Genomic DNA, 13,840 nt, shown 5'->3' with positions numbered 1-13,840 from the left:
TAGGAGTCTTGTAAGACAACAAAAAAAGGCGATGCTTTGCTACACCGCCTCACTTTTATTAAAATTAACCTTATAGCGTATCGCTTAGATCTAACCAGTTCGGGTTCATAGAAGCAATAAGGTTATAAGTGCTATTCTGGTCGCCACTCTTTATCTGGCGTTCTCTGTTCAGGGCAACCTCTTCTACATCGTAGTGTTCGTAGTAAACCAATTTGTGCATGTTGCCCATATTCTGTAAAACGTTTTCGTGTTGTCTTTTCTGAGCCACATGTTGCTGTAGGTTATCGGCTATGCCGATTTGTACATCAGACCCGGGCTGCTCGCCAAAAATGTACACAAAGTAATGAGGGTGTTTCTTATGCATGGTTAAGGTCTCCTTCAAATTAAAGATAGTATGATTAGTATACTGTTTGGCTACTTGTAAGGTTAACGCTAAAAATGACAATGTATTGCTGGTTTTAAGCCTGTTTGCATCTTGCTGACTGTTATTTTACCTTAACTCTTGCAAAGAGCAGCTAGACAGCCACTGCTGTGCAGAAGCCATGTCATAAAATGTTTCGATAGTTACCTTAGAGCTAAGCCTGATAATCTGATCGGTACCAAGTTGTGTGTAAAACTCGGGAGAGTATACCCAGGCAAACCACCGTACGCCAAGTGTATACATAGATGGGAACCACACATTACCAACCCAATCTATAGCACCGGGATAATGTCCTGTTACTTTGGAGTTGTTGTTAAGCACTTTTGAGTTGGGGTATTTCTTAAGGCTGTCAAGCACAGCAGTACAGCCAGTTCTGGCACTGGTGGCATCCAGTACACCAGACCAATCTGCTAATAAATACAAGCCATCTGCAGCTAATGTTATTGTGAGAAAATCACTGGTATAAACAACATTTCTCTGACTATTTGCCTCCAACTCGTTCATTTACAGAATTACTTAATTACACCATACATTTAAATCATTACAGCATTTATAAAGGATGCGTTAAATTTCTTCCAGATCAAAATCCTTTCCTTTACCATACTTCACCAGGTCTTGCAGACTATAAATTTCGAGCGTATGAAGGTCTTTAAGTATATACATTTCTTCTTCAGGCATATCCATCACCTGGAAATCAAATTGTTCGCCATAGTTCTTTAGCCTATACCTTTTACCTTTCCGGAGATTATCTACTGAAATAGCCATCTATACTTGTTTGCCTGATTAATGTACCTACAAATATACGTTTTGTATACGGTTTGTTTAGTTTTAGCTGTTAAACCAGCCTATACTCTATATGTATTAAGGCAGAACACACAGATTAACTTATCTTTGCATACAATTATACTTAGAAACAGTGCTGCAGTTAATTTACGAAGACGCCAGTTATGTGGCCATTAACAAGCCTAATGGCCTGTTGGTGCACCGCACCCGAATAGCAGAAGAGAAAAAAGAGTTTGCGCTCCAAATGCTGCGCGACCAGCTGGGCTACCATCTTTACCCCGTGCACCGCCTCGACAGAGGCACATCAGGCGTATTGCTGTTTGCAAAGACACCAGAAGCTGCCACTCCCATATATAAGGCTTTTGAGGAGAAACAGGTTGATAAAACATACTTTGCCATAGTGCGGGGCTATACTCCCGAGGCTGCTACTGTCGACAGCCCTATAAAACCAGATAAAGACCATAAAAACAAGGCACCTCAGGATGCAGTTACTCATTACAAGCGGTTGGCTACTGTGGAGTTGCCTATACCTGTTGGCCGGTACCAGACTTCCAGGTATAGCCTGATAAGTATAAGCCCTGAGACTGGCCGTATGCACCAAATCCGGAAGCACTGCGCACATATCAGGCATTACATTGTTGGCGATAAAAGGCACGGCGACTGGCGCCATAACAAAATGTTTTTAGAGGAGTTGGAAAGTCCTTATCTGTTATTGCATGCAGCAAATTTATACTTTACGCACCCGTTTACCGGGAAAAATGTAAGTATAAAAGCCCAGATGCCGAAAAATTTGCTGCGTTTATGTTACCGCTTTGGTTGGGGAGATGTGCTGCAACAACAGGAAGTTTTGCCGCAGCCTGTTCCTGTTATTCCTGGTTAAGAGCGCGCTTAACCATTTCTACCTGCAGGTGAGCAACTAAGTCGTTGTGCGCTTCGGAGTTAAGTACCAGCAGCATGTAGGCCATTGGCGAAAGACGCCAATCCTGCACCATTTCACCGTTCTGAGGCCTGAATACCACCTTAAAATTTTCGCGCAGCGGTATATGCATACAGGTGCATACTTCGGTTGCCCTCCTAAGCGCCACCCCTAGCTCATCCATACTTGCACAACCTGTCAGGTGCATCAGATCTGAAGCGTAGTATGTCAGGTTCTTATCAGCTAAGCTGTCAATAAACTGTTCCAGCGGACTGTGTGTTCTTGTATTATCAATGGTCATCAGCATGTCAATAGGTAATTAGTAAAGTAATATGTGTCAGGCTGCCTTGGTATGGTGCGTATCCCTTAGTTTTTCAAGCATAGTTCGTTCTTCGCTGCTAAGGTTTACAGGCAGCATTACATTTATTTTTACGTAATGATCGCCGTGTTGGTCAGGCTTTCCGTAAAGCGGCATGCCTTTGCCTTTCAACCGCAAAGTTTTCCCGTTTTGGGTACCGCCAGGAATTTTTAATTTTAATGTACCGCTCATGGTTTCTACCTGGGTGTCGCCGCCAAGTATAGCTGTAAACATATCCAGTTGCAGATCAGTGTAAAGGTCGTTGCCTTTGCGCTCAAACTTCGGGTGAGGCTTAACCAGCACTTTAATGTAGAGGTCTCCGCTTTCGCCACCTCCGGCAGCAGTGCCGCCCTTTCCTTTAATGCGAAGTGTCTGCCCATCGGCAACACCAGGCTTTGTGGTAATTCGCAGTTGTTGCTTATCGGTTGTGATCAGTCTTGAGGTTCCATTGTAAGCTTCTTCAAGTGTAATCTCCATTTCTGCCTGGTAATCCTGGCCTTTGCGGGTGCGCCCTCTCCCACCGGCGGCCTGCCCAAAACCACCACCACCGCCTCCAAAGAACTGCTGAAAGAAATCTGAAAAGCCTCCTCCTCCACCGCCGCCAAACATTTCGTTAATGTCTTCCTGGGTAAATGCGCCCCCTCCGCCATAGCTTTGGTATTGCCCCCCACGTGGTCCGCCGCCTTGCTGGAACTGGCGCCAGTTGGCTCCCAGTTGATCGTATTGGGTGCGCTTGTCTTTATCGCCCAATACTTCATAGGCTTCGCTGATGTCTTTAAACTTGCTCTCTGCTGCCTGATCACCTTTATTCTTATCCGGGTGGTATTTTTTTGCCAGAGCGCGATAAGCCTTTTTTATTTCAGCCTGTGAAGCTGTTTTATCTACTCCCAAGACCTTATAATAATCTTTGTACTCCATTTAGCAGATACATTAAGAAGACTTTTACCTATGCTTGCTTTTACTGATGTGCGCTTTACAAGTTGCATAAAGCAGAAAAGCACCACAAATGTGGTGCTTTTCTTTAGATATGATTCTGGTAAATAATTTAAATTGAGTCTGTTACCACCAGTAAAGCGTGTATGATACCTGGTATAATAAATAGTAGTGTTAGGATGATATTGATCCAGAAGGATGTACCTATACCATCATGCAGGAATACAGCCAACGGCGGTAAAAGTATAGCCAGGATAATCTCTACGATAGAAGTTCTGCCTACTCCTCTATCTTGTTTAAAGGCTTCTTTCAGGTCTTTCTTAAGCTCTTTTTTCTCAGCCTTCGTCATGTTGGCAATGCGTTCTTTTGCCATCTCCAGGGCCTCCGCCTCAGTAACAGTTACAGCCTCTGCAGTTCCGGCTTCCTTAACGATATTAGCCTTTACAGCTTTCTTTGGTGTAACTATAGGAGCAGGTGCCGCTGCATTAGCTTCCAGTACTGGTTGTTCAGCAGCACTTCTTTCTGCTTTTTCATCAGCTGCCTCCAATGCAATTTCTGATAAAGACGGTGCAGCTTCTTCAGTGGCTGGTGCTGTCTTTGCTTTGGTCTTGTTGTAAGCTTCCGGCTTCTGAGGTGTAAACTTATAGTATTCGGCCGAGTTACAGGCAAACATCAATTGCCCCACAATTAATAAAATGGCCAGGTTAAGTAAACTTCTAAATTTCATAGTTTCAGGTTATTAAGTAAAAAATCAATTTTCAGGACATAATCCGCAGCAAGTATAAAACGAACTATATAATGAACAATACTTCATATATAAGAACTTTGTTTTAATAAAGTACCATTTTTAACGCTTATGCTACCTGTTCCTGCTGCTCGCTGGGTCTTTTATGCCGCAGGGCTATAGCCAAAGACTCCTTCAATACTATTTTCAAAGCATTCCAGTCCTGCGCATTGCCTTTCGGGAACTTCTGGTTTACCTCCAGTTCAATACCCAGGTATTCCTTTTCTTTAAATCTTTTGCGCAGATAGGTCGGAAAACCATCCGAAATGCCAAGATACGGGTAATTGTTACGCACAAGCAGATTTGGGTTTTGATTCGTGATTGCCTGACGCCACTCCCTGCAAAACTGCTGTTCGCCTTTTCTTTTTGGGTCGTAAAGCAGGCCAATATCTGCATGGCGTTCTTCCCCGTTTAACACTGGCGTAAAAGAATGAACTGCAATATGCAATACCTGCCTGCCTGCCATTACAAAGTCTTGCACCAACTGCTCTACCTTGTCGCGGTACGGATAATAGTAGTTCTTAAGTATAAAATTCTTATCGCTGTTTGCCAGGTTTTGGGTATACTCCGAAAACAGCTTTTTATGATGTAATGATCTGTTAAGCTCTACCAGCAGCCGCGATGTTTCAGAATAAAAGCTTATATCAGCCAGCGGTTCCAGTTCATTATAAAGCTCTAACGCACCGATATCGTAGCCTGCATGAGATCTTAGTACATCCTGATTTCCCTGGAACAGCGATTGGTAGGCAATTGGAATATCATTACCTCCGTGCTCACAAGTTAAAAGTAATTTTAGCATGGCTTTTCGGGTAGAAATACGCCTCCGTTCTGAAGGCAGATTGCTAAATTCTGATATACTTCTTTAATACGTTCTTCTGAAGGGTTTTCACCTGTTGCCTCAGCAATTCTACGCGACAAGTTACCTCTCGAAAGTATGACATGGAGCGCATAAGCCACCTCAGGCTCATCGTCGAGTTGTAGGGCTTCTTTTGCCAGGTATTTCCATAATTCTCCAACGGTGCAGTTTTCGGTACACTTGAAGCCAAAAAGGTCTAAGAACTCAAATTCTGTAATAACTGCCTGTTGTCCCTTGGCAATAACATCCAATAGTATAGAAGCCAGCCTGTTCTCATCCCACGCCTTAAGTTCATCAATACTTACCCAGCGCTCAGACACTAAAGCCTGTAAAACACCTACCACTGCCTGTGCAATGGCCATGTCTGCTACCGGGCTTTCTTGTGTGTCTATCAAGCGTATCTCAATGGCGTTGCGCTGGAAGCGTGCAATTGCACCCCTCGAGTTTAAGAACTCATCCTGCAGCACACCTTCGGCATCATATGGTTTTATAGCCTCGAAAATTGGCGCAAATATCTTGTCCTCGTATTCTTTTTTGCTGAAGGCCTGCTCCGGAATAATTTTACCGGCTATTACTGGTATACGGTCCTGGTTGTGGCGGTATACTTCCAGCCTTGTATCGTCCAGTCCACTCAGTTTGCCATCCAGTATCGGTGATGAAGCACTAAGTGCAGGTATTATCGGTAAGAGCACACGAATGGCTGCATGCAGTTTTTCAAACTCCTTGTCGTTGGCAAATGGCAGGTTAAGGTGCATACTTTGCAGGTTTGCCCAGCCATGCCCGCGGCAATCGAAAATTTTATTGTAAGCCTCATATACAGTATTATGCTCATGTGGCCACAGTCTGGTATCTGTATCTGGGTTCATAAGTGGGTGAGCTCCGGTTGGCAAAAGCATGGCGTTATACTTTTGCAGCATCTGGTTTATCTTACGGATATGTTCCAGCATTTTCCACTGTAAGCCTGCCAGCTTATCTACAGGGCCCTGTGTTTTAAGCTCAACTACATGTAATACCAGTTCATTACTCCAGGCTATATCACCAAACTCCACATCAGATAAGTATGCACCTACCTGGTCGTAGATCAATTTGTCTGTTATAGGCTTAACTTCCAATGTATCTTGCTCCACGATCATGTATTCCAGCTCCACGCCAAAGCCTTTAAACAGGTGAAGCGGTGATTTTTTGCTATTCATCTGTCTTGATGTTCTTGTGATTGTCGATACGACGCTTAATGGACTTAATAATGGATGCATAAAGTTCTTTTTTTAGAATTTTGTCCTCACACCCCGATTCTATACTGGGGTTGTCATTTACTTCTATGATGTATGCTTTTCCGTCAATTTCCTTCACATCAACTCCATAAAGGCCATCGCCTATCAGGTTGGCAGCTTTAAGGGCGGTATGAAGCACTACAAACGGAACATCCTCAAATGGAACTGTCTCTACGTCTCCTGATGTGTCTTGTTTCTTGCCTTCCCAGTTATATATCTGCCAGTGCCCTTTTGCCATAAAGTATTTGCAGGCATATAGTGGTTGCTTATCCAGTACGCCAATACGCCAGTCAAAGTCTGTAGGCGAAAACTCCTGCCCAATAATCAGTTCAGAATCTGCCAGCATTTCGTCTAGCTCTTTTTTCAAACTTTCAGAATCCTTAGCTTTTACCACTCCCTGCGAGAAGGAACTGTCTGGCTTCTTCAGCACACATGGCAACCCCAGGGCCGTTTCCACCTCTTTACGGTTATCTTTATGGATGATCATTGTTTTGGGCGTTGGTACCTTCGCCTTAGCAAGCAATTCAGCCAGGTATACTTTGTTCGTGCATCTCAGAATAGAAACAGGGTCATCGATAACTACCAGTCCATCTGCAAATGCCTTACGGGCAAACCTATAGGTATGGTGGTTAACAGAAGTTGTTTCCCTGATAAAAAGTGCATCAAACTCAGGAAGCCTTCTGTAGTCGTCTTTTGTTATAAGCTCTACATAAAAGCCCATGGAGTCGGCCACATCCATAAAATGCTGTATGGCTTTTTTGTCAGACGGCGGCTCCTGTTCTTCGTGGTCTACGAGTATGGCAAGGTCGTAGGTTTTGCGGTTAATGCGCGCGCCGTTAAAGCGGTGCCTGGCAAAGTAAGAACGGGCAAAACGCCTCAGGTAACTGCTATGATGCTCGGGTACTTCGTTTATCGGAATTGGGGATATGCTTTGCAGCACCCACTCGTCTTTATAAATAAACTGCGCACGTAATAAAGGCGCCTGAAAGAGGTCGTGCAGCTGTTTGCAGAGCTTTTCATACTTCTTGGCTACATTTTGCCCAAAGTATATACTCAGGGTAAAGCTCTTAGACCGCAGGCTGGCTAGGCTTTTCTGTATAAGCTCGTTTAGCTCTACTGTTATAGCCCGCACAATGGTTGGGCTTTTGAGGTCCTGCATAGTGGTTACGCTAGGTATTGGCTTATGCCCCCGCGCTTCTGCCAGCAACGACACATAGTACCCGGCACTCTGGTATTTATAGGACCGGCAAAGGTTAAAGATCCGGGCATTCCGGATATCGGTGTATTTGGTATCGGTAAGATAGCTTTGTGCTTCAATTACCTCTATGTCTTCAATCGCAGCATCCCAGTCTTTGAGATAATCAACAACAACTATTTTTCGCATGTTTAATTTAACAGGGGTTCTTTAGCAGCCGGTTGTATGGCCAGCAGGTTCGCATCAAACGTGGCCATGCCAAGCATAATAGAATTTATCAGATGAGATGCCTTTACCTCGTAGTAATTGTCTTTAAAGTATGGGTTCTCCTGGTACGGATCGGCCACTACAATACTTTTCATGTCTTCGCCAAGGCCGCACAACACCACAAAATGCCCCATAGGGTAACCCCGTATATCATCGTAAACAGAATTTCCGTTTTCATCTCCGTACTCCCGGGAACTGCGGTACAGATAGGTAGCGCTCAGGCCGGTAAGCAACGGGATGCCTTTCTCAAAATATTCTATCAGTAAACCTTTGGTCAGATCTCTGCTTTTCAGCTCACCGCCAAGCCTCAGGAATTCAATGTAGGCCATGGTAGCACGCTGGAACTTACTGTCATTCTTAAATTCCAGTTGCTGTTCCAGCTTGTCGATAATTTCGTCGTTGCTGAGGCCGATCCAGGTAGGGTCGAAAATATGCAGGTTATAGGTATAAATACTTGCCCTGTAGCCGCGTTTTAAGGCATGGCAGGCAAGTAGCACTTCAAGTGTTCCGCCTTCGTCGAGGTAAGGCACTTCTTTAATTACATCACTTAGTGTGATAGGATCCTTGAAATATCGGTACACGGCATGCAGGCTGGTCGGGCCACAAGTGGAGTCGTCTGGTTGCGTGTGTATCTTTATAGGGATCACGAAGTAGGGCTTTAAAGTTATTTACTTATTATTGTGCCTTTTATACGCGTCAACCTTTTTAAGTTATAGCATTTTTATAGGATAATGTTGCCTGCATCTAAAAGTATGGCCTGAAATGTGCTGTATTTATACTAGCAATTGTTTTAATATTTGCTAGATTTAAGTTGAACTACAACTGGTGAAGTATGAATTGGAGCATAAACTTAAGGCAGCGGGATAAGATAGCACTGGCTCTTGGTTTTATCTTTCTGGTAATAGTGCTGGCCAATTGGTTTGTTAACTACAGCATGAAACAGATTAGTGGCCAGTTTAAGTCTGTGTATGAAGACAGGTTGATACCAGCGCTAGATATTTCGGCAATTGTGGAGCTGAGCTATAAAAACCACCTGTTGCTGGAAGAGCATATTCTGGAATCTGATCTAAGTGTTAAAAATAAATTGAGTGAGCAAATAACCCGGAACCAGCATGAGATAGACTCTATACTTGTTAAGTTTGAAGCAACATACCTTACCAAGGAAGAGCGCATTGACCTGGAAAGCTATAAACAGGCCCGACAGGATTTGTTGGCTGTACAGCAAAATATACTTCGGCAAAGTGGTAACCTTAACACAATAGCGGCCCGAGACAGCTATACAACAGCAGGTAACGCTTCTTTCCAGCTTTTGCTAAACCCTTTGCATGACTTAGGCAAAATACAGGAAACCATAGGCCACGATTTGCTGGACTCAGCAGAACGCCAAATGAACATGATCAAAGTACTTTCTACACTTGTTATTGCGATGGCCGTTATTATTGCCTTGCTTGTAACTACTTTGCTGCAAACCTCACGCAAGCTAAACTCTATTAAACAGCAGAATTTCCATTTGAACTAGGTAACCAAAGCCCATAATACAATAAAAAAGGCACCTGATAAAGGTGCCTTTTTGCGTTTAAAAGTACAAAGTATGGCTTAGCGGCGGAACATCAGTTCGCGATACTTGATCAATGGCCAGTCTTCGTCGTCCACCATCAACTCCAGCTTATCTACACTGTAACGGATCGTGTCGAAGTAGCCAAATACCTCTTCGCGGTACATGATGGCGCGTTCACGCACATCTTCTACCTTATTGGCCACTTTACGGGCTTCAATCATGGCATCCACATTTTTCTGGATAGTAGTGATGTGGCGCGACATTTTCTTTATAGCCTCTAAGGTAGTCTGTGTGAATTCGTCTTCCAGACCCAGGTCTTTTAAGCCACGGATGTTCTGGATAAGCTTGTTCTGGTAAGCTATTGCCGTAGGTATAACGTGATTTACAGCCAGATCACCCATAACACGTGATTCGATCTGGATCTTTTTGATATACTCTTCCAACAAAATTTCGTGCCGTGCCTTTAACTCTACTGCCGTCAGGATGCCATGCTTCGAGAAAAGTTCTACCACATCTTCGCGTTCGTAGACGTCCAGGGAAAGCGGTGTTGACTTGATGTTGGAAAGGCCACGACGCTCTGCTTCTTCTTCCCACTCTTTGGAGTATCCATTGCCTTCAAATCGAATGCGCTTAGATTCAGCCACATATTCTCGCAGCACCTGTATAACGGCTACTTCTTTTTTAACACCCTGATTTTCGATCAGTTCATCAACCGTTTTTCTGAACTCTAGAAGTTGGTTAGCTACAATGGTGTTCAGAACCGTCATTGAAGAAGAACTGTTAGCTGACGACCCTACCGCACGGAACTCGAACTTATTACCTGTAAAGGCAAACGGTGAAGTACGGTTACGGTCAGTATTATCGCGCAGTACTTCCGGAATCCTGTCGATGCCCAGTTTCAGGTACATGTTGTCGCCTTTCTCAATCGGCACCTGCGAGGTACGCTCAAACTCATCAAGTACAGCCGTTAATTGCTGACCAATAAACACTGACATGATAGCCGGAGGTGCTTCGTTTGCACCAAGACGGTGGTCGTTGCTGGCAGAGGCAATAGATGCACGCAGTAAGTCGTCGTAAGTATAAACAGCCTTAATTGTATTGATAAAGAACGTAAGGAACTGCAAGTTCTCTTTTGGTTTTTTACCCGGCGACAGAAGGTTGGTACCTGTGTTAGTGCTAAGTGCCCAGTTGTTGTGCTTTCCGCTGCCGTTTACACCTTTAAATGGTTTCTCGTGCAGCAGTACTTTAAAGTTATGGCGCTCTGCTACCCGGTCCATAATATCCATCAAAAGCTGGTTATGGTCTACGGCAAGGTTGGCATCCTCATAAGTTGGGGCACACTCAAACTGGTTAGGGGCAACCTCGTTGTGGCGTGTTCTAAGCGGAATACCTAATTTCCAGGCTGATTTCTCAAAATCCACCATAAAGGCGTGCACACGGCTAGGTATACTTCCGAAATAGTGATCCTCAAGCTGCTGTCCTTTGGCTGGAATATGGCCAAACAATGTACGGCCTGACACAATCAGGTCAGGGCGAGCCTCATACAAGGCTTTATCAACCAGGAAGTATTCCTGCTCTATGCCTAAGGTAGTGCTTACCTTGGTTACATCCTTATCAAAATACTGGCAAACCGGCACAGCAGCATCGTTCAACAGCTTAAGCGACTTCAGTAGTGGTGTTTTATAATCGAGTGCCTCGCCTGTATAAGAAACGAAAATTGTAGGAATACAAAGCGTTTTGGTACCTGCGTTTTCGATCAGGAATGCCGGTGAAGATGGGTCCCAGGCGCTATAGCCACGGGCCTCAAAGGTGTTGCGGATACCACCGCTCGGGAAAGACGAAGCGTCTGGTTCCTGCTGTACAAGCGCATTGCCTTTAAAACTCTCTATTGCTTCGCCATCAGAAGTAAGGTCGAAAAAGGAGTCGTGCTTCTCTGCAGTTGAGCCTGTTAACGGCTGAAACCAGTGTGTATAGTGGGTTGCACCTTTGCTGATAGCCCAGGTTTTCATGGCAGCCGCTACGGCGTCAGCCAGGTTACGATCTACCTTCTCTCCTGCCTCTGTAGTACGCACAAGTTTTTTGAAGTACTCTGAAGACATGGTAGCACGCATGGCATCAAAACCAAACACGTTCTCACCAAAGTAATCTGAAATAATGTGAGATGGAAGAGTTACCTCACCTGGTTTGCGCTGACTTACGAGTTCAAGCGCCTTAAAACGAATTATTGCCATGGGTATTTATAGGGTTGGGTTTAATTTCTAAGGCAAATGTAGAAATAAAAACGCAAGCACAAGCAAACAGGGTGTAAATTTAAAGGGGTACTCATTAAATTATTACTAAATTATCAAACATCACCCTTTCAAATAAAAGGGGCAAACTCAAAACCTCTTAAAAATTGCAAACTAGTTCACTATATTCAGTACCCTGCCCCTAATTAAGTCGGAATTTTCTTTCGCAGTCTATCGTTACTAATGGCTGAAGTAATGCTTTATATTTGCGCTGTGAAAAAACGCGTATACTTTCAACCTTTATACTTTCTGTTCTGGGTAATATACTTTGTTGTGGCCCGCGCTGTGTTCCTACTATATCATCTGGATAAGTCGGAGCAGTTAAGCGGCACAGATGTGTTTTATTCTTTCCTGTATGGTTTGCGGCTGGATCTTTCTTTTACAGCTTATATTTGCGCTATTCCTTTTCTGCTGAGCCTGCTTACTGCCATCTGGCCTTCTTTTAAGATATCGGGCATCATTCGGCACTATACTTATACTCTACTGGTCATTATTTCGGTATTGCTATCCGCTGATCTGGAGCTTTATACTTTCTGGGGCTTCCGTCTGGATGCTTCCCCTTTACAATACCTGAATACCCCCGGCGAAATGGTGGCCACTGCAGCAGCAGCCCCTGTTTTTTTACTGAGCCTGGTTACATTGGTCCTGAGTACATCATTTATACTTTTATACTTGTTTGGCTTTGATCATAAGAAGTATACTTTTGGAACGAATAAAGTAATTCTCGGTGGCCTGTCGTTTTTATACTTTATAATGCTGGTTTTACCCCTGCGCGGCGGCTGGCAACAGATACCTATTAACCAGAGTGTGGTATACTTTTCGGAGAACCCCTACGCCAATCATGCTGGCCTTAACATGCCCTGGAACCTGATGCACGCTATGTTAAAGTATAGCAAATCGAGCAGCAACCCTTACCAGTACATGCTTGAGCAGGAAGCCGAAGAAAAAGTAATGGCTCTTTATACTGTACCAGATACTACACAGAAACACACAGACACAACCGCCATTCTTAACACAACCAGGCCGAACGTACTCTTTATCATCCTGGAGAGTTATACAGCTAAACTGGTGGGACACCTGGGTGGTGAGAAAGGCATTACTCCTAACCTGGATAAACTGGCAGCAGAAGGCATCAGCTTTACAAACCTCTATGCCAGCGGCGACAGAAGCGAAAAAGGTATGGTGGCTCTGCTCGGCGGTTACCCGGTGCAAACGATCACATCCATCATCAAAACTCCTAAAAAAACAGAGAAGCTGCCGCAATTGAGCAAAGTATTTAAAGGGAAAGGCTATAGAACCAGCTACTATTATGGCGGCGAGCTGGAGTTTGCGAACATTAAGTCTTACTTACTAAATGGAGGTTACAACAAACTGGTAGATAAGTATGACTTTGACCCGAGTACCTACAACTCCAAGTGGGGTGCGCATGACCATGTGCTTTTTGAGCGTGTAATAGAGGAGTTGAAACAGGAAGAAGATCCTTTTTTCTCTACAGTTTATACGTTAAGCAGCCACGAACCTTTCGAGATTCCGATCGCAGCAAAATTTGCGGGGACTGATAACGATGCGCTTTTCCGTAACAGCGTGTACTATACCGATTGGGCTTTAGGTAAGTTTATTGAGCAGGCCCAAAAAGAGCCCTGGTGGGATAATACCCTGGTAGTGTTAGTAGCAGACCACGGGCATCCGCTTCCGGGCAATGATGCCAACCACCTGCCCAGCAAATTCCGGATTCCGTTTATACTTACAGGCGGCGCAGTTATGCAAAAAGGGCTGCAAATTAATACCATCGGCTCACAAACTGATGTCGCCTCTACCCTTCTGGCCGCCCTTAACCTGCCACACCAGGACTTTACCTGGGGCAGAAACTTACTGGCGCCAGTAACAAATCCGTTTGCTTTTTATGTGTTTAATGATGGCTTTGGATATGTAACTGAAGATGGCGTGGTTACATTCGACAACGTTTCAAAGCAGGTAATTACACAGGATAGCGGGGTAAAGCCTGAACAGGTTGAATTGGGTAAGGCATACATGCAGTACTCGTTTGGCGATTTTGTGAAGAAGTGATGATTAAAGGTTAAATTGTTGGTTGTGGTCTACAATGTATGATGATTTCGGTAATAGAATATTAGCTTCATAGCATCGTAGTGGTTTTGCTCTTTTTTAGAGAAGCAGGCCGTTTTCCTGACTATTCTCCTGTTTCTTGTTCT

The 13,840-nt window shown here is 44.2% G+C and carries 14 protein-coding genes and 1 pseudogene; 3 read left to right on the top strand and 12 right to left on the bottom strand.

Annotated features, from left to right (window positions below; translation table 11 throughout):
- Positions 1-70: 70 nt before the first annotated feature.
- From K0O23_RS18125 to K0O23_RS18115, 3 genes are all read right to left on the bottom strand, one after another.
- A complete protein-coding gene (locus tag K0O23_RS18125; protein ID WP_219878871.1) occupies positions 71-364 on the bottom strand; it encodes a GIY-YIG nuclease family protein in 294 nt (97 codons plus the stop codon).
- 126 nt (positions 365-490) lie between these two features.
- A complete protein-coding gene (locus tag K0O23_RS18120) occupies positions 491-925 on the bottom strand; it encodes a hypothetical protein (protein ID WP_219878870.1) in 435 nt (144 codons plus the stop codon).
- A gap of 60 nt (positions 926-985) precedes the next feature.
- Positions 986-1,186, bottom strand: coding sequence for a hypothetical protein (locus K0O23_RS18115; RefSeq protein WP_219878869.1), 201 nt, complete (start codon positions 1,184-1,186; stop codon positions 986-988).
- Positions 1,187-1,337: 151 nt separating this feature from the next.
- On the opposite strand from K0O23_RS18115, the gene K0O23_RS18110 reads away from it, so the two are divergent.
- A complete protein-coding gene (locus K0O23_RS18110; protein WP_219878868.1) occupies positions 1,338-2,084 on the top strand; it encodes a pseudouridine synthase in 747 nt (248 codons plus the stop codon).
- Here K0O23_RS18110 and K0O23_RS18105 read toward each other — a convergent pair.
- The 7 genes from K0O23_RS18105 to K0O23_RS18075 form a co-directional block, all read right to left on the bottom strand.
- The gene (locus tag K0O23_RS18105; RefSeq protein ID WP_246597198.1) at positions 2,071-2,427 is read right to left on the bottom strand and encodes a hypothetical protein; all 357 of its coding nucleotides are present in this window, start codon (positions 2,425-2,427) and stop codon (positions 2,071-2,073) included. The two genes, K0O23_RS18110 and K0O23_RS18105, sit on opposite strands and share 14 nt — an antisense overlap.
- A 30-nt stretch (positions 2,428-2,457) precedes the next feature.
- Positions 2,458-3,396, bottom strand: coding sequence for a DnaJ C-terminal domain-containing protein (locus K0O23_RS18100; RefSeq protein WP_219878867.1), 939 nt, complete (start codon positions 3,394-3,396; stop codon positions 2,458-2,460).
- A 127-nt stretch (positions 3,397-3,523) separates the two neighbouring features.
- Positions 3,524-4,138, bottom strand: a complete 615-nt coding sequence (locus K0O23_RS20615) for a YqaE/Pmp3 family membrane protein (RefSeq protein ID WP_317195706.1) — start codon at positions 4,136-4,138, stop codon at positions 3,524-3,526.
- A 127-nt stretch (positions 4,139-4,265) separates the two neighbouring features.
- Complete coding sequence (locus K0O23_RS18090; protein ID WP_219878866.1) at positions 4,266-4,994, bottom strand: N-formylglutamate amidohydrolase; 729 nt, start codon at positions 4,992-4,994, stop codon at positions 4,266-4,268.
- The gene (locus K0O23_RS18085) at positions 4,988-6,244 is read right to left on the bottom strand and encodes a carboxylate-amine ligase (RefSeq protein ID WP_219878865.1); all 1,257 of its coding nucleotides are present in this window, start codon (positions 6,242-6,244) and stop codon (positions 4,988-4,990) included. Before K0O23_RS18085 ends, K0O23_RS18090 begins: the two co-directional genes overlap by 7 nt.
- Positions 6,237-7,706: a RimK family protein gene (locus K0O23_RS18080; protein WP_219878864.1), complete on the bottom strand. Its 1,470-nt coding sequence runs from the start codon at positions 7,704-7,706 to the stop codon at positions 6,237-6,239. The genes K0O23_RS18085 and K0O23_RS18080 overlap by 8 nt, the downstream gene beginning before the upstream one ends.
- Positions 7,707-7,708: 2 nt before the next feature.
- Complete coding sequence (locus K0O23_RS18075) at positions 7,709-8,431, bottom strand: peptidase-C39 like family protein (RefSeq protein WP_219878863.1); 723 nt, start codon at positions 8,429-8,431, stop codon at positions 7,709-7,711.
- A gap of 185 nt (positions 8,432-8,616) precedes the next feature.
- Between K0O23_RS18075 and K0O23_RS18070 the strand changes: the two genes are divergently transcribed.
- A complete protein-coding gene (locus K0O23_RS18070; RefSeq protein WP_219878862.1) occupies positions 8,617-9,303 on the top strand; it encodes an MCP four helix bundle domain-containing protein in 687 nt (228 codons plus the stop codon).
- A gap of 77 nt (positions 9,304-9,380) precedes the next feature.
- Here the strand turns inward: K0O23_RS18070 and K0O23_RS18065 are convergent, their stop codons facing one another.
- Complete coding sequence (locus K0O23_RS18065; RefSeq protein WP_219878861.1) at positions 9,381-11,573, bottom strand: glutamine synthetase III family protein; 2,193 nt, start codon at positions 11,571-11,573, stop codon at positions 9,381-9,383.
- 270 nt (positions 11,574-11,843) lie between these two features.
- Between K0O23_RS18065 and K0O23_RS20425 the strand changes: the two genes are divergently transcribed.
- Positions 11,844-13,697: an LTA synthase family protein gene (locus K0O23_RS20425; RefSeq protein ID WP_219878860.1), complete on the top strand. Its 1,854-nt coding sequence runs from the start codon at positions 11,844-11,846 to the stop codon at positions 13,695-13,697.
- Positions 13,698-13,726: 29 nt separating this feature from the next.
- Here the strand turns inward: K0O23_RS20425 and K0O23_RS20610 are convergent.
- Positions 13,727-13,840 (bottom strand): annotated as a pseudogene (locus tag K0O23_RS20610) (IS1 family transposase); the annotation flags it as partial.

Source organism: Pontibacter aydingkolensis, from assembly GCF_019443125.1.
Classification (GTDB): Bacteria; Bacteroidota; Bacteroidia; order Cytophagales; family Hymenobacteraceae; genus Pontibacter; species Pontibacter aydingkolensis.
Note: the sequence above shows the minus strand (reverse complement) of the source record. Positions and strands in the feature narration are given on the sequence as shown.